The sequence below is a fragment of the Streptomyces sp. GDS52 genome (assembly GCF_052246875.1).
Classification (GTDB): Bacteria; Actinomycetota; Actinomycetes; order Streptomycetales; family Streptomycetaceae; genus Streptomyces; species Streptomyces cathayae.
Genome location: NZ_CM125966.1, coordinates 4761845 through 4781004, shown reverse-complemented (window position 1 = coordinate 4781004; position 19160 = coordinate 4761845). Strand labels below are relative to the sequence as shown.

Genomic DNA, 19160 nt, shown 5'->3' with positions numbered 1-19160 from the left:
GAAGGAATCGCATCCGGGTGTCCAGGACGCGGAGCGCCCGTACCGCTGTCGCCGGGGTGATGCGAACGCGTGTGCCCGTGGTCGCCGGTGGGGGTGGTGACTGTGGGATCGGGGGGCGTCTGTGCGGCTGTCGTACGTATGGTCCTTCAAAGGGCCCGGGACGGCGGAGTGTTCCGGGCGGGGCCGTGCGGGGGGGGCGAGGTGGCGCAGGTGGGGGCGGATGCGGGGGCCGGGCTTGCCCGGTACACCTACCGGTTGCGCGTGTCGTCCGCTGCCCGCGCCGTCCTGGCGGCGGAGTGGGACCGGTGCCGCTGGGTGTGAAACGAATGCGTCGCCAAGTCCCGGGCCGTGCACCTGCACAACAGAGCCACCGGGCAGAAGGCCGCGTGCGGCCCGGCTCGGCTCGACAGGATGCTGACCGAGGCCCGCGCCCGTACGCCGTGGCTGCGGGCGGGCTCCTCGGTGCCCCAGCAGCAGGTCATCCGCGACTTCGGCCGCTCCCGCGCCAAGGCGCACAAGGACATCAGGGAACGCCTGCCCACAGCGCGCCGGGCCGGGATGCCGCAGTGGAAGACCAGACGCGAGGCACTGGCGACCCTCAACTACACCCGGCGCGGGTTCCGGCTGAAGGACGGCCGGCTGCACCTGGCGGGCGGCCTCGCCGTGACGGTGGTCTGGTCGCGGGAACTGCCGGCCGAACCGTCCTCGGTACGCCTGTACCGGGACAGCCTCGGACACTGGTACTGCTCGTTCGTCGTCCCCGCCCAACTCCAGCCCCTGCCGAAGACCAGCCGTGTCCTGGGCATCGACTGGGACGTGAAGGAGACCGCGACCACCACGTCCGACGCGCACGACCTGCCGCACGCCGAGCACGGCAGGAAGGCCCGAACCAAGCTGGCCCGGTACGACCGGATGATGGCCCGCCGCAGGCCGAAGAGGGGCGAGCCCGCATCGAGGGGCTACCGCACGGCGCGGAAACTGCGGGCGAAGACCCACAAGAAGATCGCCCGGCAGCGGGCGGACACCGGACGCAAGTGGGCCAAGAAAGTGGTCCGCGACCACGACGTCATCGCGGTCGAAAACTTCCGCCCGAAGTTCCTGGCCAGGACCACCATGGCCCGCAAGGCGGCCGACGCCGCCATCGGCGCCAGCAAGACGGCCCTGATCGAGATGGGCCGCAAACACGGGCGGGACATCCGTCTCGTCCATCCCGCGCACACCACGATGGACTGCGCGCACTGCGCTGCGAGAGCCAAGCACGCACTGCCGCTGGGTGAGCGCACCTACACCTGCACCGCCTGCGGAAGCGTGTCCCCCAGAGACAAGAACTCCGCACGCGTCATGCTCGTCCGGGCTGGTCTCCACCCGGCTGGTGCCGACGGCACAAGACCTCCCGGAGCGCTGCTCCGGGAGGCCGCCTGAGCCAGGAATCCCCTCCCCCTCAGGGAGGGGAGGATTCAATACGCAGGCGGTGTCTTCTGGTGCGACGGCACGCGCTGGCACGTGTCCGACGGCCTGGCGGAGTACTGCCGCAGCGAGGACGCGGACCTCTTCGGCGAGTCCGGCTTCGACTACTGCCTGGCCGTCTACCGCTTCGGTCAGGACCTCACCCCGGAGACCGTCGTGGCGATCCGGGACGAGAACGGTCAGTACGAGGACGAGAAGGAGAAGGAAGCGGACCTGTCCGGCGTCCGCGACGTCTTCACCCGGCACGGCTAGCCTGCCCGGCGAGGGGATGACTTCACGTCTCGGCGCAGTGGAACTTACGGTTTGTGGGTTACCCAGAGCAGTTCCGCCGGCCAGCGGTGTGCCCAGTCGGGTGGATCGGTTTCGTTGTAGCCGTTGGGTGCTCCGAGTGCGGGCCGCGGCTCGATGAGGTCGTCGATGATGAGACCCGCGCCGCGCAGGACCTTGACCCAGTCGCCGTAGGTGAGCTGATAGCTGGTCGCGCCGTCGTCTTCGGCGATGGTGTTCAGCCCGAAGTAGTCCTGCTGCAGCGTCGTGGTCACGCGGCTGGCGGCTTCGTCGTAGCAAGCTTCGAACCATGGGCTGGCGACGTTGAACACCAGGCGCCCGCCTCGGTCCAAGACGCGTGCGGCCTGCGGGACGGCCAGGTGCGGGGGCGCCCAGCTGAGCCCACCGAAGTCGCAGAACACCAGGTCGAAGCTATCGGCGGCGAAGGGGAGTTGTTCAGCGGCGCCTTGCACCAGCGGGTAGCGGGTCGTTCCCATCGCGCGGGCCGCTGCGGCGAGTTGGGCTTCGGACAGGTCGATCCCGACCACGGTGGCGCCCTCGGCGGCGAGTGCCCTGGACCACTGGCCGGCGCCGCAGCCGAGTTCGAGGACGCGCTTGCCGGCGACGTCGCCCAGGGCGTGCAGGTGCGCGTCGGGGATGGAGTACATGCCCCACAGCCGGGGTGTGGCGCCGATTCGCGGGTCGTGCTCGTGCTGGTAGGCGCTGCTGATCTGGTTCCAGAGCCGCCGGTTGGCGGGGATGCTGTCCACGTGCCGACTCCAGCACTGCCTGCCGGGGGCGGTCAACACGATGAGGGCACCGGCCGGCCCTCGCCTCGGTCCGGTCGTGCCGTCGGCAGGCGCGCAGCGGGTGCGCCTGCCCGCCGACGGGCGCTGCCACCCGCTGACCCACAGAAAACCTAGACCTCTTCGGCACGGGCCCGTCTGCGTCGCCGTAGTGGTGCCGTCGCCCACATCGTCAGCCCGAAGAGGGACAGGAGCAGCGCCCCTCCGACGAGGGTGGGGACCGCTGCCATGAGGAGGAGCGTCAGCAGCAGCTCCGCTCCCGCCGGCTCCTCGCCCATCGTGCTCCCGCCCTGCGCCATGAACACCATGAACACCATGACGGTGGCAGTCGGTGATCAGTTCCCTATGCACGCGTCGGCTGCACGCGGCACTCCACGCTCCGGTCACGATTTGGTTTCGGCCGCCTTCGCCCCCTTGCCTCCCCCCATGTAATCGATTCCAATCCTCGGTACACAGTGCGTGTAATCGATTCCACAAGGAGGTGGAGGCGATGGCGAGCATCAAGGACGTCGCCGCCGAGGCGGGCGTTTCGGTCGCCACGGTGTCGCGTGTCCTGAACGATCACCCGTCGGTCAGCGCACACGCCCGTACCCGCGTGCTGGCCGCCGTCCGGTCGCTGGGCTACCGACCTAACGCCGTCGCCCGGTCGCTGCGCACCCACCAGACGCGCACCCTCGGCCTGGTGATCAGCGACGTCATGAACCCGTACTTCACCGAGCTGGCCCGCTCCGTCGAGGAGGAGGCCCGCGCGCTGGGCTACAGCGTGATCATCGGCAACGCCGACGAGCGGCCCGACCTCCAGGACCACCACGTCACGACCCTGCTGGACCGCCGGATCGACGGCCTGCTGGTCTCCCCCACCGACGGCGGCTCGCCGCGGATGCTGGAGGCCGCCCGTGCGGGGACGCCCATGGTGTTCGTCGACCGTTGGATCCCGGGCGTGGACGTGCCCGTGGTGCGGTCGGACGGGCGGACGGCCGTGCGGGACCTCGTGGCGCACCTGTACGGGCTCGGGCACCGGCGGCTCGCGATCATCGCGGGGCCGGCCGCCACCACGACCGGACGCGAGCGCGTCGACGCCTTCCGCGAGGCGCTCGGCGCGTACGGGCTCCCCCTGCCCGCCGCCTACATCGGCCAGGGCGACTTCCAGGCCGACAGCGGCCGCCGGGTCACCGAGGGGTTCCTCGCCCTGCCCGAGCCGCCCGAGGTCGTGTTCGCGGCCGACAACCTGATGGCGCTCGGCGCGCTGGACGCCGTCCGGGCGCGCGGGCTGCGGGTTCCCGAGGACGTCGGGCTCGCCGCGTTCGACGACATCCCCTGGTTCGTGCACACCGATCCTCCGGTCACCGCGATCGCCCAGCCCACGGGCGACCTCGGGCGGGCCGCCGTGCGCGCGCTGGTCGACCGGATCGAGGGGCGGCCCGGTGAGTCCGTCACCCTCCCCGCCCGGCTCGTCGTACGCCGCTCGTGCGGCGAACCGGCCCCACGCCCCCCGGCCCCCCGGCCCTCGGCGTCCGAACCGCCGCTGTCCGAACCTCCGGCACCCATCCAGTCCCCCGTACACCAGTCCCCCGTACAAAGGAGTACGTCGTGAGCAACCCGGACGAGTTGCTGCGCATCGAGGGCATCCGCAAGACCTTCCCGGGCGTGGTCGCCCTCGACAGCGTCGACTTCGACCTGCGCCGCGGCGAGGTGCACGTGCTGCTCGGTGAGAACGGCGCGGGCAAGAGCACCCTCATCAAGATGCTGTCCGGCGCCTACACCCCCGACGAGGGCCGCATCCTGGTCGGCGGCGAGGAGGTGCGCATCCACGGTGCGCAGGACTCCGAGCGCCTCGGGATCGCCACCATCTACCAGGAGTTCAACCTCGTACCCGATCTGACGGTCGCCGAGAACATCTTCCTGGGGCGGCAGCCGCGCCGCTTCGGGATGATCGACCGCAAGCGGATGGAGGCCGACGCCGCCGTCCTCCTGGAGCGGGTCGGCGTCCGCGTGTCGCCCACCGCGCGGGTCCGCGAACTCGGCATCGCACGGCTGCAGATGGTCGAGATCGCGAAGGCGCTGAGCCTGGACACGCGCGTGCTGATCATGGACGAGCCGACCGCGGTGCTGACCTCCGAGGAGGTCGACCGGCTCTTCTCCATCGTGCGCAGGCTGCGCGAGGACGGCGTGGGCATCGTGTTCATCACGCACCACCTGGAGGAGATCGCCGCCCTGGGCGACCGGGTCACCGTCCTGCGGGACGGCCGCAGCGTCGGCCAGGTCCCGGCCGCCACGCCCGAGGACGAACTGGTCCGCCTCATGGTGGGCCGGTCCATCGAGCAGCAGTACCCGCGCCGTCGGCCCGACGCCGGGGACACCCTGCTCCGGGTCGAGGGCCTCACCCGCGACGGCGTCTTCCACGACGTGAGCTTCGAGGTGCACGCCGGTGAGGTCGTCGGCATCGCGGGTCTCGTGGGCGCCGGGCGGACCGAGGTGGTCCGCGCGGTGTTCGGCGCCGACCCGTACGACAGCGGGACCGTGACGGTCTCGGGCAGTACGCTGCGCGCGCACGACGTCAACGCGGCGATGACGGCCGGGGTGGGGCTCGTCCCCGAGGACCGCAAGGGCCAGGGTCTCGTCCTGGACGCCTCGGTCGAGGAGAACCTGGGTCTGGTGACGCTGCGTTCGGCCACCCGCGCGGGCCTCGTCGACCTCAAGGGCCAGCACACCGCGGCGGCCCGGATCGCCGAGCAGCTCGGGGTGCGGATGGCGGGCCTCGGCCAGCACGTGCGCACCCTCTCCGGCGGCAACCAACAGAAGGTCGTCATCGGCAAGTGGCTGCTCGCCGACACCAGGGTGCTGATCCTCGACGAGCCGACGCGCGGGATCGACGTCGGCGCCAAGGTCGAGATCTACCAGCTGATCAACGAACTCACCGCGGCCGGCGCCGCCGTCCTGATGATCTCCAGCGACCTGCCCGAGGTGCTCGGCATGAGCGACCGGGTGCTGGTGATGGCCCAGGGCCGCATCGCGGGCGAACTGCCGGCCGAGGGCGCCACGCAGGACGCCGTGATGGCCCTCGCGGTCGGCGCCGGCACGGACCCCGGCGCGGACCCCGGCGCGGACACCGGCACCGGCACCGGCACCGGCACCGGCACCGGCACCGGCACCAAGAACGATGGCACCACCGACCAGAACGGCAAGGAGGGCCCCCGTGGCCACTGACACACTCAAGAGCACGGGGGGCAGGGGCTCCGCCTCGGGCGGCCTGCGCCGCCTCCTGCTCGACAACGGGGCGCTCACCGCGCTCATCGTCCTCGTCATCGCCATGTCGGCGCTGTCCGGCGACTTCCTGACGGCCGACAACCTGCTCAACATCGGCGTCCAGGCGGCGGTCGTCGCGATCCTCGCCTTCGGCGTCACCTTCGTGATCGTCTCCGCGGGCATCGACCTGTCGGTCGGTTCGGTCGCCGCACTGTCGGCCACCGTCCTCGCCTGGAGCGCCACCTCCGCGGGCGTTCCCGTGGTGCTGGCGGTGCTCCTGGCGATCGCCACCGGCATCGCGTGCGGTCTGGTCAACGGCATCCTCGTGTCGTACGGCAGGCTGCCGTCGTTCATCGCGACGCTCGCCATGCTGTCGGTGGCCCGTGGTCTGTCCCTGGTGATCTCCCAGGGCTCCCCGATCCCGTTCCCCGACTCCGTCTCGCACCTCGGTGACACCCTCGGCGGCTGGCTGCCGGTGCCGGTGCTCGTGATGATCGTCATGGGCCTGATCACGGCGTTCGTCCTCGGCCGCACGTACATCGGCCGCTCCATGTACGCCATCGGCGGCAACGAGGAGGCGGCCCGGCTGTCCGGGCTGCGGGTGAAGCGGCAGAAGCTCGTCATCTACGCGCTGTCCGGCCTGTTCGCCGCCGCCGCGGGCATCGTGCTCGCCGCCCGGCTGTCCTCCGCGCAGGCGCAGGCCGCGCAGGGCTACGAACTCGACGCGATCGCCGCCGTCGTCATCGGCGGCGCCTCCCTCGCGGGCGGCACCGGCAAGGCGTCCGGAACCCTGATCGGCGCGCTGATCCTGGCGGTGCTGCGCAACGGCCTCAACCTCCTGTCGGTGTCGGCGTTCTGGCAGCAGGTCGTGATCGGCGTGGTCATCGCGCTGGCCGTGCTCCTGGACACGCTGCGCCGCAAGGCGGGGGCGACCCCGACCGCGTCCGGTGCGCCGGGCGGGGGCGGAGGCGACCGGAAGAAGCAGGCGGCGACCTATCTGCTCGCCGCGGTGGTCGCGGCGGCGATCGTCGGCGCGCTGTCCTTCCTGCACAACGGCTCCTCGGAGGCGAAGGCGCAGAAGGTCGGCCTGTCCGTGTCGACCCTCAACAACCCGTTCTTCGTGCAGATCCGTGAGGGCGCGCAGGCGGAGGCGAGGAAGCAGGGCCTGGACCTGACCGTCACCGACGCGCAGAACGACGCCTCGCAGCAGGCCAACCAGCTGCAGAACTTCACCAGCGGCGGCCTCGACGCGATCATCGTCAACCCGGTGGACTCGGACGCTGCGGGACCCGCGGTGCGCTCCGCCAACAAGTCGGACATCCCCGTCATCGCCGTGGACCGCGGCGTCAACAAGGCCGAGACGTCCGCGCTGGTCGCCTCCGACAACGTGGCCGGCGGCCGGCAGGGCGCCGAGGCGCTCGCCGAGAAGCTGGGCGGCGAGGGCACCATCGTGATCCTCCAGGGCCAGGCGGGCACCTCCGCCAGCCGCGAGCGCGGCTCCGGCTTCGCCGAGGGGCTGAAGGAGTACCCGGGCATCAAGGTCGTCGCCAAGCAGCCCGCGGACTTCGACCGCACCAAGGGCCTCGACGTGATGACGAACCTGCTCCAGGCCCACCCCGACATCGACGGCGTGTTCGCCGAGAACGACGAGATGGCGCTCGGCGCGATCAAGGCACTCGGCTCCAAGGCCGGAAAGTCCGTCCAGGTCGTCGGCTTCGACGGCACGCCGGACGGCCTCAAGGCGGTCGAGCAGGGCACGCTGTACGCGTCCGTCGCGCAGCAGCCGCGCGAACTGGGCAGGATCGCGGTGGACAACGCGCTGCGCGCCGCCGAGGGCAAGAAGATCGACGAGACGGTGATGGTTCCGGTGAAGGTGGTCACGAAGGAGAACGTGGCCGAGTTCAGCGGCTGACACCGACGAGCGATCAGGACCGGGGGCGGTCGGTCGTCACGACCGGCCGCCCCCGGACGACCGTGCCGCAGACAACCGTGTGACGACCGTACGACGACCATGTGGGGAGCCATTCCATGTACGACTACGACCTGCTGGTCGTGGGGTCGGCCAACGCCGACCTGGTGATCGGCGTCGAGCGCCGGCCGGACGCCGGGGAGACGGTGCTCGGCTCCGACCTGGTCGTCCACCCGGGCGGCAAGGGCGCCAACCAGGCGGTCGCCGCCGCCCGGCTCGGCGCCCGGACGGCCCTGCTGGCCCGGGTCGGCGACGACGCGCACGGACGGCTGCTGCTGGACTCGCAGCGGGAGGCCGGGGTGGACACGGCGGGCGTGCTGGTGGGCGGGGCGCCGACCGGCGTCGCGCTGATCACGGTGGACCCGTCCGGGGACAACAGCATCGTCGTCTCCCCGGGCGCCAACGGCCGGCTCACCCCCGGTGACGTACGGGCCGCCGGGGACCTCCTCCGCGCCGCCAGGGTGGTCTCCACCCAGCTGGAGATCCCGCTGGAGACGGTGGTGGAGGTGGCGCGTTCGCTGGCGCCGGACAGCAGGTTCGTGCTGAACCCGTCGCCGCCGCAGCCCCTGCCGGACGAGGTGCTGGCGGTCTGCGACCCGCTGATCGTCAACGAGCACGAGGCGAAGGTGATCCTCGGCGAGGGAGCACGTCCCGGCGAGGAGCCCGAGGACTGGGCGCGGCTGCTGCTCGCGAAGGGCCCCCGCTCGGTGGTGGTGACGCTGGGCGGCGAGGGCTCGCTGGTGGCCTCGTCCGGCGGGGTTTCCCGCATCCCCCCGGTGAAGGTGCGGGCCGTGGACACCACGGGTGCGGGCGACTCCTTCACCGCCGCGCTGGCCTGGCGGCTGGGCCTGGGCGAGTCCCTGGCCGACGCGGCGGCGTACGCGGCCCGGGTGGGCGCGGTGACGGTCACCCGGGAGGGCGCGCAGGTGTCCTTCCCGACGGCCGAGGAGGTCGCGGCGCTGTGAGGAGGGGCGGGATCCTGAACCGGCACCTGTGCGGCGCGCTGGCCGAACTGGGCCACACGGACCGGGTGCTGGTGTGCGACGCGGGCATGCCGATCCCGGACGGGCCGCGCGTGGTGGACCTGGCCTTCCGGGCCGGGGTGCCGTCCTTCGCGGAGGTGCTGGAGGGACTGCTGGCCGAGCTGGTCATCGAGGGCGCGACGGCCGCCACCGAGATCCGGCAGGCCAACCCGGCCGCCGCGGAGCTGCTGGCGGGCCACTTCCCCGCCCTCGACCTGGTCCCCCACGAGCACCTCAAGGAACTGACCGCCGGCGCCCGCCTCGTCGTCCGCACCGGCGAGGCCCGACCGTACGCGAACGTGCTGCTGCGGTGCGGGGTCTTCTTCTGAACGTCCCGCACGCTTCGAGGGGGCCCGGTCCGTCGACCGGGCCCCCTCGGCTCCCTCCCCCTGTTCCCTCCCCCGTCAGAACCTCTCGGATCCCCCCCGGGTCCCCCCACAGAAGTCCTGACAGCACGTACGACCCGCGGGGTGCGGGGAGGGTTGTACGCCTTCGCGGAAAAAATTTCCCGGCGAGCCGTGGGCCGTCGTCCCCGACATGTCCGGATCACGTCACATCATGCTCAACGGCGTTGCATCCGCGACGGGTTGTGCGACAGCATGTTCGAACAGGTTTGTGATGTGTACGTGACGCACGGGGGTGACACACGTGAAGTTCGACATGGGGTCCACGACCCTGTCGGATCTGGGCAAGAACACGGTCGGTTCGAGCACCGACCTGGGCACGCTGATCCGCATGCTCATCCAGGCGGCCGAGCCGCTGGAGGGCAAGTTCAACGGATCCGGAAAGGTCGCCTTCGACTCGTTCAAGACACGGGCGGACGAGATCACCGCCGCGCTGAACCAGTCGCTCGGCGCGATCCTCGAAGGCCAGGGCGGTATGGACACCGCGTTCGGCACCGGTGACGTGGAACAGCAGGACAACGCCCAGAAGAACATGGGGGCGGCGAACTTCGACGCGGCCCGCTTCGGTGCGCGCTAGACCCGCAGCCGGGGCAGAGACCGACAACCACAGGGGGTTTTGACGATGGGCCAGAATCTGGACCGCCGCTCCTACGACACCGGCGCGTCGAGCGAGGTGCAGGGCGGCCTGCAGGGCATCGTCGGCCAGTTGGAGCGCGTACTGGCCGACCGCGACAAGGCCGTGAAGGCCGCCATGGCCGACTTCCAGGCCGACGGGGTCTCCGAGGAGTACCACGGCAAGGAAGTGCGCTGGAACCGCGCGGCCAACGAGGTACGCAGCATCATCCAACTGGTGCGCACCACCCTCGAGGACAACGACGGGACGGCCCAGGCGACGATGGCGAAGGCGCGGGCGGCGGTCGACAACATCGGCTGACGCGGTCGCGTCGGCGCACGGCTGGAATGACGGCGCACGGGAGTTACGGGGAATCCACATGACGGGGTGGGACATCTCGCCGTCCGGCGTACAGCGCGTTCTCACGAAGACGGCGGAGGCGGCCGAGGGCCTCTCGGACACCGGGAAGGCCCTGCAGGAGACGCTGCCGAGTGCGGCGAAGTCCGCCGGCACGGTCCAGCAGGGCGGCGTGGAGAAGAGCGGGGTCCAGGGGCCGGTCGCGGCGGCGCTGGGCGAGTTCTTCACCGCCTACCAGGAGAAGCTGATGTACGTCGCGGTGCGCACGTCGAACTCCCTCAACGGGGCGGCCACCGCGACCAACGAGTACGTCAAGGGCGATCTGAAGATGGCCGCGCAGGCCCAGGCGAACGCGCTGAAGGAGCCGAAGATCGACCTGCCGGGGGCGGGCGGGGCGCAGGGGGGCACGTGAGCACGGACCTGATCGACCCGCAGAAGATCCCGCAGTTCACCGGCGACCTGGAGCAACTGGGCACGGATCACATGCTGCTGACGGGGGAGGCCCTCGCCTTCCGCCAGTCGGGATCCGACGTGCACACCCGCTTCCAGGGGCTGTCGGCGTGCTACACGGCACCGGAGGCGGAGCAGTTGTTCGCCACGACCGCGCCGGTGGCGGCCAAGGCGGACGAGTTCGCCGACGATCTGGAGAAGGTCGCGGCGGCCCTCAGCGCGTACGAGACGGAGATCCAGCCGCTGGTGGCCAGGCTGAAGAGCCTCAAGCGGCGTGCGGAAACCTTCCGGCAGCAGATAGCGGGAGACGACGACTGGCGCGAGGACGACGACAACGTCCAGCTCAACAACGACCTGGTGTACGACGTCAACGCCACCACGGAGGCCTTCTGGCTGGCGGAGATCACCTGCCACGACACGATCACCGCGCTGGTGGGCGGCTCGAAGCTGATCCTCGAGGACGGCGCGGACAAGCGCCTGGTGGAGCGCGGCACCCGCACCTACGGCTTCACCGCCGAGCTGCTGAACCAGTCCGAGGAACTGCCCTGGGGCAACATCGTGGAGAAGGAGCGGCACGGGCTCGACTGGCTGGGCCACCAGGTGTGGGAGTTCGGCAAGGGATTCGTCGTCGACGGGGTGTGGGGCACGATCCAGGGCCTGGGCACCCTCGTCGGCTTCGACGGCTGGGACGCGGCGGGCGAGGCATGGAAAGGGCTCGGCAAGCTCGCGACCGGCGTGCTCATCACCGCGGTGCCCGTCGTCGGCGCCGCCTACTGGGCGATGCCCGAGGACAAACTGCCCTCCTACCTGCGCGACTCCCGCAACGCGGTCAAGGAGACGGGCAAGGCGCTGGTCGCCTGGGACCAGTGGGGCGAGAACCCCGCACGGGCGGGCGGCGCGGTCACCTTCAACGTCCTGACCACTGTGTTCACCGGAGGCGCCGGAGCAGCCGCGAAGAGCGGCGCGGTGGCCCGCACGGTCGGCGCGCTCGGCAGGACGGCCCGGCTGGTCGATCCCATGACGTACCTGGGCAAGGCCGCGACGTTCGGCACGGTCAAGGTCACCGACCTGTTCGCCGGCCTGCGAGGCGTGCACGCGGGCGCCTACGACAATGTCCTCGCCGGCGCGGGGCGCGTCCAGCCCGACGGCAGCGTGGTCCGGGTCGCCGACGACACGCCGGTCATCCGCGACAACGTCGTGGAGTGGCCCGACGGCACCCGCCTGAACCTGGACGACGGCTCGGTCGTCCGCGCGGACGGGACGGCGGCCCCGGCGAAGGTGGAACTGTCGGCGGCGGACCGGGAGCTGCTGGAGCGGAGCCTGCCGCACGAGGAGGGCGCGCTGGTCGGGGCGGGCGACCGGGCGGGCGCGCACTCCGCCGGGGGCACGGCGGCCCACGTCGGCGGCGACGCGACGGGGCGGGCCGGCGGGAACACGGCGGCGACCGCACACGTCGGCGAGCACGCCGGGGCGCGCGGCACGGACACGGTGCCCGCACGCGACACAGGCGGGCACGCGGCGGGCGGGGACGGGCACGCGGGCGACGGTGGGACCGACGGTGGCGCGATTCCCGCCCAGCATGCTGGGACCGGGGGCGGGCGCGCGGGCGGGGACGGCTCGGGCGGGTCGCCGTCCAGCAGCCGCGATCCGCTGGACCTCGAACGCGAGGTCATGCGCCGGCAGGTCGAACGGGCCAACAACGACCCCCAATGGTTCAAGGATCACTACCGGGAGAACGGATACCGGCGCGACACGACCGCAGAGGGCGGATACGGCCAGGCCGTACCCCAGATCACGCTCAACCCGTTCGCGCCGCCCAAATGGATCGCGGCCAGTGACATGCCTCCGGCGATCAAGGAAAGCTATGTGCGTCCGGATCCCATCGAGGGCAAGCCGGCGGATCTCCCCGGCACGACCCGGGACTACCTGGACGAACAGGCCGCCAAACGGGACACGGCGGTCAAGGCCGACAAGGCGGCGGAGGACGTCCTCAAGGACGCGGAGAAGGCCTACGCCGCCAACCCCACGGACGAACTGGCCGCCGCGAGGGATCTCGCCGACGAGACACACTCACCGCTCCACGGCGACGCGAACCGGCAGGCCGAACTGCTCGGTGAGTACGCGGCCGAGCGCCACGCGATACCGGAGCACTACAAGGGTGCGGCGCGTCTGGACGACGGAGCGTTCGGCAACAATCGGTTCGACCAGGTGTACCGGACGACGGACGGCCGGTACGTCGTCGTCGAGGCGAAAGGGTCGACGACGGCCCCTCTCGGAGTACGCAAGGGGCACAGCAATCGACTGGTGACGCAGGGGACGAAGGAGTACTTTGAAACAATCTTGAAGGAAATGGAAAAGAGGGCTAACAGAAACGAAAGAAAGGGGGTGAAATCCGGAGATGCGGATCTACTAAAATCAGCAGAGGCGGAACGCAAGCTAGCCGACGACCTAAATAAGGCACTCGAAAAAGAACAAGTGGACTACGTCCTCGTAAAAGCCAAGCCCGACGGCGCCAAGTACGCCGGATATGAAATGCTACAGTTCAACATAAAGAAATGAGGAAATTGCACGTGGTAGCGAATATTTCACGTCCCGAAATGGAGGGCAGCAACCCGATTCCGGACGCATTCCGCGAAAAATTGAACACTCGCACGCTTGCGAAGGTCGAGAACCTCGAAAATTACCCGGATAGTTTCGGGTTGACCTTCAGCAGCGCACTGAGTACAGCTAAGCTGCAGACCCTCGATGATCCCACTGCCGCCAAGCTAGAGACGTGGGAAGCATGGGTCATGGCCATGCAGGTCGGGTCCGCGCTGTTCGCCTCGGCGACCGCTCCGGAGGGCTCCACCGTCGAGTGCATGATCGGCCATAAGATGCGGACGATCCCCGCCGTGGGGATCACGCACTTCGTGGACGCCGGTACCTGGCTGGAAGCCTTCTGGCTAGCGGTCGTCTGCCGGGACCAGGCGCGGATGACACAGCTGTGCCAGGTGCCGATCGAGACACTGCGGGCCTCCGGTGCCGTGTTCGAGGAGTACATCTATCACTGGGTGGATGCACTCCAGACGTACTGGCTGGAGCGGCCCGGACTCGGGGACAAACTCGTCGCCGCGTTCGACGGAACCGACCCGGACCGGCTGCGGTTCCTCGACCGCGAGACGACGCTCAAGGTCCTGTATCCGCCGATCAACCTCTTCTATCGCTTCATCGGCCAGGACCCCGACCAGTTCAACGGAGCCCTGATCCAGGCACTCCAACTGCACAAGGAATACTGGAACGCCGACCCCGACCGCGAGGAATCCGGCGAGGGTGACATTCCCCTTGCGATTCTGGCCCTCACCTGTCTCGCCCATGACGCCGGGCGGCCCATCGAGGTCGAATCGGAGTACCTGCCCGAGCACCTGCTCAAGCGCAGCTGGCTGGGCGAATTCCCGACCTGAGACAGGTGGTCGGAATGACCGCTTTAATCGCGATGTACCACTTGATGGTTCGCGGCAGTGACGCGCCAACACGCCTGCCCGTGATTCTCGCCGAGCCTCACCGTGCCGCCCCCGGTCGGGCCGGAGCGCGGAGGTGAGTGCACGGGCCGTGGCCACGTTGCAGCGCCCCAGGTCGATCAGCGCGAGCGGAGTGGACCCGGCGTACGAAGCGACATCGAGCCCGAGGGACGGCAACGTCACCCCCGCCGCCCGGAGCGCCTCGCGCAGGTCCTCGCACGCCTGTTCCGCGTCTCCCACCTCAGAGAACCTCCCCTCTGCTGCGGGCGTTGGCCCTGGCCACCCGCGTCCACATCGGTTCCTCGGCCCGTTCACGGACGTTCAACGGCTGCACGTCGCCGGGCAGTGCCGTCCACTCCGTGCCGCCGCTCTCCGGGCGCAGCCATACGAACCCGTCCTGGTGGTCCATGACGATCCCGCGCTTCTCCTGCCGTACGTCAAGGGCGAGTTCACCGACCGGGAGCCGACTCGCCTCCCGTTCGGGGCGGCCTGGGCGGGGCGTCGTGTCGGTCGTCTTACGTCCGCGGGAGGGCAAGGGTGCGGCCTCCTGCCGCTTCTCACTGTTCACGCTCTCAGCGTCGCGGCGGACAAGGGTGGCCGGCCAGGGTGACGGTGTTCCGAACCGGGCTCCGGAACGGTTGCCACCTGGGCACCCTCACTTTTTGCGCTCAAAATGTCACCGGTAGCGACTACCGTCGGTGGATGCCCGTTCCCTCGGGAACACGGGACGGAATGCCGACACGACACACGGCAAGGGAGCACCGACCGCCATGACCCAGCCCTCCCGGGACCTCGAACCCGTCCACTCCGCCCGCGACCTGTACGGCGTCGAGCTGCGCCGTCAGCGCCGGCTCATCGGGCTGTCGCTGGACCGGATGTCGGACATCGTCAACTACAGCAAGACGCATCTGCACGGGGTGGAGACGGGGGAACGGCTTCCGCTGCCGCCGCTCTCGGAGAAGTTGGATGTGGCTTTCGGGACGGGGGAATTGTTCCAGGGATTGTGGGGGGCGGTGAAGCGGGAGTACACGCCTCGGCGGTTCGATCATTGTCTGGAGTTGGAGGCGAGGGCGGTGCGGATTCAGGAGTTCGGCGCGAGTCTCATTCCTGGACTGCTCCAGACAGAGGCGTACATGCGCGCACTGTTCACCGCGGGGGAACCAGGGCTGAACTCCCGGGAGATCGACGGCCTGGTGGCGGACCGCCTGGGCCGCCAGGAGATCCTGCGGCGGGACTGCCCGCCGGATTTTTGGTGGATCATCGGGGAAGCGGCGCTACGACAGGCCGTAGGCGGGCCAACGGTAATGAGCGGACAACTCGCGGCGCTGTTGCCACTGGTGAACACAGGTCGTACCACCATCCAGGTAAGCCCGTTCGAGGCGGACGCGTGCGCCCTGATGAGCGGCACCCTCATCCTGCTGACCCTCCCGGACAACTCGATCACCATGTACCAGGAGGGCGCCGGGTACGGGGAAAGCATCGACGACAGGGAGGCTGTCACACGGCATGTGCGAGAGTACGATCTGAAGAAAGCCTGTGCCCTCTCGCCGCTGGAGTCCGCAGCGCTGATCGAGACGATGTTGGAGAAATACGAGCCATGCGAGTCACCCGGGACCTGAGCACCGCCCGCTGGCGCAAGTCCTCCTACAGTGACGGCCAGCAGGGCGGCGCTTGCGTCGAAGTCTCCGACGACTTCCCTGGCACCGTCCCCGTCCGCGACAGCAAGGACACGGCCGGCCCTGTCCTGATGCTGGGCGGGGCGGCCTGGCAGCCGTTCGTCACCGGCGTCAAGGACGGCTCCCTGTAGGGCGGTTACGCGGAACGAGCCCTGGTGATGTTCCAGGACCCGTTCCGGAACAAGGACTACGGCGGTCTCACAGTCCAAGAGGAATACCGGTGGGACGAGGACGGCCGACCGATCAGAAGCCGGCGTCTCGACGACCGCTCGCAGGCGCCCTGAGCAGATTCCCGACCGTCGGGCCGCGGCCGCGATGCGTCTCGGGGAGTGGCTCCGGGAGGATCGAGGTCGAGTCGGAGCACCTGCCCGTGAATCTGCTCAAGCGCAGCCGGCTCGGCGCATTTCCCACCTGACCCGACACGAGGTGAATGAGCAGCATGTCCGCCCAGGACTACGACAGCCAGCTTCTCGAATCCGTCTCCGTGCGGCGGCGGCGGTTGCGGGACGCCCTGTTGTTCGGGGCGCAGCGGCAACGGCGGGCCGTGGACGAGCGGGTGGGGAAGGTGATCGCCGGAATGGTGATCGCGGCCGTGCTGTGCGCGGGGTGTGTGGGGTGGTCGTTCGTGTCGCATCGGCTGATGGGGCAGGGCAACAGTCCGTACTCCCCAGGCGTTTCCACGCCCTCTAATAGTCCTACAGGCCGGTGATAGGTTCGCGAGCGTGATGTCTCCGGGGGCCTTGAGCAGGGAAACGGCCGGTGGGCCGACGGTGTTGAGCCGGGTCACGCTCGTCGGTGAGCGGCGCCGCGTCGACCTGGTGCTTCCGGCGCGGGAGCCGGTCGGGTTGCTGCTGCCCGAGATCATGCGGTTGCTGGACGACCGTGTGGCGGGGCGGCCCTCCTCGCGTCACCTCGTCACGGTGGACGGCTCCGCGCTCGACCACGACAGCACGCTGGAGACGGCGGGCATCCGCGACGGTGCCGTCCTGCGTCTCGTCCGCGCGGAGGACGCCCCGCCCGCCCCCGTCGTGCACGACGTCACCGACGAGGTGGCGGAGGATCTCGGCCACCGGGCATGGGTGTGGGGGCCGGCCGCGCGGCGGGTCACGGCGGGGGTCGCGAGCGTGGGCTGGGTGGTCGTCGCCGCGCTGTTCGCGCGTGCGCGGTACGACGGCTCGGTCGTCGCCGCCGCGCTGCTCGCCGCCGCCGGTGCGGCGGCGGTCGCGGGTGCGGTTCTGGGGCGGGTGCGCAGGCACGGGCTCGCCGCGACCCTCCTGTGTTCCGGTGGCGCGCTCGGTGTGCTGGGTGTGTGGAGCCTGGTCGATGTAGTCTGTGGGTCGTCGGCGGGTGCTCTGCGGCTCGCCGGGGTGGCCGCCGTGAGTGTGCTGGTCCTCGTCCTGCTGGGGTTGTTCACGCCGTTGGGGCGGGGCGGGCTCGTGGGTGCCGGGGCCGTGGCTCTGACCGTCGTCGGCTGGGAGGTCGTCGTCGCCGTGCAGTCCGGCGCCGGGACGGCGGAGCAGCAGGCCCGTGTCGGGGCCGTTGTCGGCGTGGTCTCGGTGGTGGTGCTCGGCGTGCTGCCGCGGCTCGCGCTGATGGCGTCCGGGCTCTCCGGGCTCGACGACCGCCGGGCCGGCAGGGTCTCCGTCAGCCGTCACCAGGTGTCCGTCGCCCTGGCCGCCGCCCACCGCGGGCTGGTCCTCGCCACGGTCACTCTGGCGGGGTCGGCCGCCGTGGCCGCCGTACTGGCGCTGCGGGATCCCTCCGGGTGGACGGTGCCGCTGGCCGCGGTCGTCGCGGTGGTGCTGGCGCTGCGGGCCCGGGCGTTTCCGCTGGTCGCCGAGGTGGTCGTGCTGCTGGTCGCCGCGGCGGGCGTCGCCGTGCGGTTGCTGGCGGTGTGGGCGGAGCGGTCCTCGGCTGCGGCACCGCTGGCCGTCCTCGTGGTGCTGGCGGTCCTGCCGCTCCTCGTGCTCGCCGTGCAGCCGGCCGAGCACGTACGGGTCCGGCTGCGGCGGGCCGGTGACCTGCTCGAGTCGGTGGGGGTCATCGCGCTGCTTCCGCTGCTCGTCGGCGTGTTCGGTGTGTACGGGCGACTGCTCGACACCTTCGCTTGAGGGCTTGAGGGGCGCGGTGGCATGACGAGCGGGGAGCAGGGGCGGGAGCAGCCGTCGGCGCACGACGGTGACGGCGGCGACGGCGGTGGTGGCGGTGACTGGCAGCGGGACGTGCTGCGGGAGTTGGGCGGCGGGGGAAGCGGCTCCTCGGATGCGGGGACGCACACCGGTGCGGAAGCGGGGGCGGGCGCGGAAGCGGGGGCGGGCGCGGAAGGTGATATGCCCGCCGCTCCGGACGGCCCGGTGTCCCCCTCCCCCGTACCGGCCGTCCGGGCCGCCGACGAGCCGGTCCCGGAGCGGCCCGCGGCGCCCGCCGCCCCCGTCCCCACCCGTGCCCCCCACCTCCCGGCTGCCCCCGCTCCCGAGTCCTCCCCCACCCTCGACCCCCGTCTCCTCCTCGCCCTGGGCCGCCCCCTGCACGGCGACTCCGTGACCCGGCGCACGGGGAGGGCGCTGCGCAAGCTCACCTCGTCCGTGGCCCAGGACGTCGCCGAACAGACCCGGATCGCCCGGGAGTTGCAGCAGCCCGTCACCACGGGCCGGGTGGTGGCCGTCACTTCCATCCGCGGCGGTGTCGGAAAGTCCACCGTCTCGGCGTTGCTCGGGCGCACCCTCAACCACTACCGGCACGACCCGGTGCTGACCCTGGAGGCGGATGCCGCGCTGGGCACCCTGCCGGTACGCATGGGTGCGGAGGCGGTGCGCTGGACGTGCGCCGATCTCGCGTCGATCCTCCATCCGTCCATGCAACTGACGGACGTGACCGGCTACTTGGTGCCGGTGTCGGACGGCGGCTGGCTGCTTCCCGCGAGCCGGGGCCAGGTCGGTCCGCCGCTCGACATGACGGCGTACCGCAAGGTGACGCTGGCGCTGCGCCGCTACTTCGCCGTGACCGTGGTCGACTGCGAGACGCTCCCCGGCGAGGTGGCCCGCACCGCCATGGACACCGCGCACGCCCGGGTGGTGGTCTCGCCGGCCACCGCGGAGGGGGTGAACGCCACCCGTCAGGTGCTGGACTGGCTGGCCCGGTTGCCGCACTCCGCCCTGGCCACGACGGTCGTGGCGCTGGTGTCGGGCACCCCCGACATGCTCCTCGACGACAAGACGGCCGCGGGGCACCTCAAGGAGGCCGGGGTCACCGTCGTCTCCGTGCCGTACGACCGGCATCTGGCCGGTGGGGGTCCCATCCGCACCGACCTCCTGGCGCATACCACGCAGCAGGCCGTGCTGCGGCTGGCCGCCGAGGTGATGGGGCGCGCGGTGAGGGTGCGATGA

The 19160-nt window shown here is 70.8% G+C and carries 19 protein-coding genes and 1 pseudogene; 17 read left to right on the top strand and 3 right to left on the bottom strand.

The features are described 5' to 3' along the window. Positions 1-201 precede the first annotated feature (201 nt). Positions 202-1422 (top strand): annotated as a pseudogene (locus ACTWJ9_RS21815) (RNA-guided endonuclease InsQ/TnpB family protein). Positions 1423-1503: 81 nt separating this feature from the next. Next, positions 1504-1719, top strand: a complete 216-nt coding sequence (locus tag ACTWJ9_RS21810; RefSeq protein ID WP_387039589.1) for a hypothetical protein — start codon at positions 1504-1506, stop codon at positions 1717-1719. Positions 1720-1763: 44 nt separating this feature from the next. On the opposite strand, the gene ACTWJ9_RS21805 is transcribed toward ACTWJ9_RS21810, so the two are convergent. Both ACTWJ9_RS21805 and ACTWJ9_RS21800 read right to left on the bottom strand, forming a co-directional pair. After that, entirely contained in the window at positions 1764-2504 is a 741-nt protein-coding gene (locus ACTWJ9_RS21805) for a class I SAM-dependent methyltransferase (RefSeq protein ID WP_387039591.1), read from the bottom strand. A gap of 149 nt (positions 2505-2653) precedes the next feature. Continuing rightward, positions 2654-2857, bottom strand: a complete 204-nt coding sequence (locus ACTWJ9_RS21800; protein ID WP_387039593.1) for a hypothetical protein — start codon at positions 2855-2857, stop codon at positions 2654-2656. 173 nt (positions 2858-3030) lie between these two features. Here ACTWJ9_RS21800 and ACTWJ9_RS21795 point away from each other — a divergent pair, with 173 nt between their 5' ends. The 10 genes from ACTWJ9_RS21795 to ACTWJ9_RS21750 all read left to right on the top strand — a co-directional run bounded on the left by ACTWJ9_RS21795 (position 3031) and on the right by ACTWJ9_RS21750 (position 14041). Next, entirely contained in the window at positions 3031-4134 is a 1104-nt protein-coding gene (locus ACTWJ9_RS21795; protein WP_388702461.1) for a LacI family DNA-binding transcriptional regulator, read from the top strand. Further along, positions 4131-5747 (top strand): sugar ABC transporter ATP-binding protein, encoded by a 1617-nt coding sequence (locus tag ACTWJ9_RS21790; RefSeq protein WP_443294653.1) that lies wholly within the window; start codon positions 4131-4133, stop codon positions 5745-5747. Before ACTWJ9_RS21795 ends, ACTWJ9_RS21790 begins: the two co-directional genes overlap by 4 nt. Next, a complete protein-coding gene (locus ACTWJ9_RS21785) occupies positions 5737-7698 on the top strand; it encodes an ABC transporter permease/substrate-binding protein (RefSeq protein WP_443294652.1) in 1962 nt (653 codons plus the stop codon). Before ACTWJ9_RS21790 ends, ACTWJ9_RS21785 begins: the two co-directional genes overlap by 11 nt. A gap of 116 nt (positions 7699-7814) precedes the next feature. After that, entirely contained in the window at positions 7815-8720 is a 906-nt protein-coding gene (locus tag ACTWJ9_RS21780) for a ribokinase (RefSeq protein WP_443294651.1), read from the top strand. Continuing rightward, complete coding sequence (gene rbsD, locus ACTWJ9_RS21775) at positions 8717-9106, top strand: D-ribose pyranase (protein ID WP_387038091.1); 390 nt, start codon at positions 8717-8719, stop codon at positions 9104-9106. The genes ACTWJ9_RS21780 and rbsD overlap by 4 nt, the downstream gene beginning before the upstream one ends. Before the next feature lie 319 nt (positions 9107-9425). Continuing rightward, positions 9426-9758 (top strand): hypothetical protein, encoded by a 333-nt coding sequence (locus ACTWJ9_RS21770; RefSeq protein ID WP_109382377.1) that lies wholly within the window; start codon positions 9426-9428, stop codon positions 9756-9758. 45 nt (positions 9759-9803) lie between these two features. Beyond that, a complete protein-coding gene (locus ACTWJ9_RS21765; RefSeq protein ID WP_279335922.1) occupies positions 9804-10115 on the top strand; it encodes a pore-forming ESAT-6 family protein in 312 nt (103 codons plus the stop codon). A gap of 58 nt (positions 10116-10173) precedes the next feature. Continuing rightward, on the top strand, positions 10174-10563 hold the full coding sequence (locus ACTWJ9_RS21760; protein ID WP_279335920.1) for a DUF6507 family protein: 390 nt from the start codon (positions 10174-10176) through the stop codon (positions 10561-10563). Next, positions 10560-13160: a hypothetical protein gene (locus ACTWJ9_RS21755; protein ID WP_443294650.1), complete on the top strand. Its 2601-nt coding sequence runs from the start codon at positions 10560-10562 to the stop codon at positions 13158-13160. The genes ACTWJ9_RS21760 and ACTWJ9_RS21755 overlap by 4 nt, the downstream gene beginning before the upstream one ends. Positions 13161-13198: 38 nt before the next feature. Next, positions 13199-14041, top strand: coding sequence for an immunity 49 family protein (locus ACTWJ9_RS21750; protein WP_443294649.1), 843 nt, complete (start codon positions 13199-13201; stop codon positions 14039-14041). A 298-nt stretch (positions 14042-14339) separates the two neighbouring features. Here ACTWJ9_RS21750 and ACTWJ9_RS21745 read toward each other — a convergent pair whose 3' ends face one another. After that, on the bottom strand, positions 14340-14666 hold the full coding sequence (locus ACTWJ9_RS21745; protein WP_443294648.1) for a hypothetical protein: 327 nt from the start codon (positions 14664-14666) through the stop codon (positions 14340-14342). Positions 14667-14868: 202 nt separating this feature from the next. Between ACTWJ9_RS21745 and ACTWJ9_RS21740 the strand changes: the two genes are divergently transcribed. From ACTWJ9_RS21740 to ACTWJ9_RS21720, 5 genes are all read left to right on the top strand, one after another. Beyond that, on the top strand, positions 14869-15717 hold the full coding sequence (locus tag ACTWJ9_RS21740) for a helix-turn-helix domain-containing protein (protein WP_443294647.1): 849 nt from the start codon (positions 14869-14871) through the stop codon (positions 15715-15717). Next, positions 15696-15905: a DUF397 domain-containing protein gene (locus ACTWJ9_RS21735; RefSeq protein ID WP_443294646.1), complete on the top strand. Its 210-nt coding sequence runs from the start codon at positions 15696-15698 to the stop codon at positions 15903-15905. Before ACTWJ9_RS21740 ends, ACTWJ9_RS21735 begins: the two co-directional genes overlap by 22 nt. A gap of 308 nt (positions 15906-16213) precedes the next feature. Next, complete coding sequence (locus tag ACTWJ9_RS21730; RefSeq protein WP_361449515.1) at positions 16214-16483, top strand: hypothetical protein; 270 nt, start codon at positions 16214-16216, stop codon at positions 16481-16483. Positions 16484-16499: 16 nt separating this feature from the next. Next, a complete protein-coding gene (gene eccD / locus ACTWJ9_RS21725; protein WP_443295911.1) occupies positions 16500-17885 on the top strand; it encodes a type VII secretion integral membrane protein EccD in 1386 nt (461 codons plus the stop codon). 21 nt (positions 17886-17906) lie between these two features. Then, positions 17907-19160: a hypothetical protein gene (locus ACTWJ9_RS21720; RefSeq protein ID WP_443294645.1), complete on the top strand. Its 1254-nt coding sequence runs from the start codon at positions 17907-17909 to the stop codon at positions 19158-19160.

What these genes read in the sequence shown, in the direction of transcription:
- ACTWJ9_RS21800 (WP_387039593.1), bottom strand. Translation starts at nt 2,857, where the DNA reads ATGGTGTTCATGGTGTTCATGGCGCAGGGCGGGAGCACGATGGGCGAG.
- ACTWJ9_RS21795 (WP_388702461.1), top strand. Translation starts at nt 3,031, where the DNA reads ATGGCGAGCATCAAGGACGTCGCCGCCGAGGCGGGCGTTTCGGTCGCC.
- ACTWJ9_RS21780 (WP_443294651.1), top strand. Translation starts at nt 7,815, where the DNA reads ATGTACGACTACGACCTGCTGGTCGTGGGGTCGGCCAACGCCGACCTG.
- ACTWJ9_RS21765 (WP_279335922.1), top strand. Translation starts at nt 9,804, where the DNA reads ATGGGCCAGAATCTGGACCGCCGCTCCTACGACACCGGCGCGTCGAGC.
- ACTWJ9_RS21760 (WP_279335920.1), top strand. Translation starts at nt 10,174, where the DNA reads ATGACGGGGTGGGACATCTCGCCGTCCGGCGTACAGCGCGTTCTCACG.
- ACTWJ9_RS21750 (WP_443294649.1), top strand. Translation starts at nt 13,199, where the DNA reads ATGGAGGGCAGCAACCCGATTCCGGACGCATTCCGCGAAAAATTGAAC.
- ACTWJ9_RS21740 (WP_443294647.1), top strand. Translation starts at nt 14,869, where the DNA reads ATGACCCAGCCCTCCCGGGACCTCGAACCCGTCCACTCCGCCCGCGAC.
- ACTWJ9_RS21735 (WP_443294646.1), top strand. Translation starts at nt 15,696, where the DNA reads ATGCGAGTCACCCGGGACCTGAGCACCGCCCGCTGGCGCAAGTCCTCC.
- ACTWJ9_RS21730 (WP_361449515.1), top strand. Translation starts at nt 16,214, where the DNA reads ATGTCCGCCCAGGACTACGACAGCCAGCTTCTCGAATCCGTCTCCGTG.
- eccD (WP_443295911.1), top strand. Translation starts at nt 16,500, where the DNA reads ATGTCTCCGGGGGCCTTGAGCAGGGAAACGGCCGGTGGGCCGACGGTG.
- ACTWJ9_RS21720 (WP_443294645.1), top strand. Translation starts at nt 17,907, where the DNA reads ATGACGAGCGGGGAGCAGGGGCGGGAGCAGCCGTCGGCGCACGACGGT.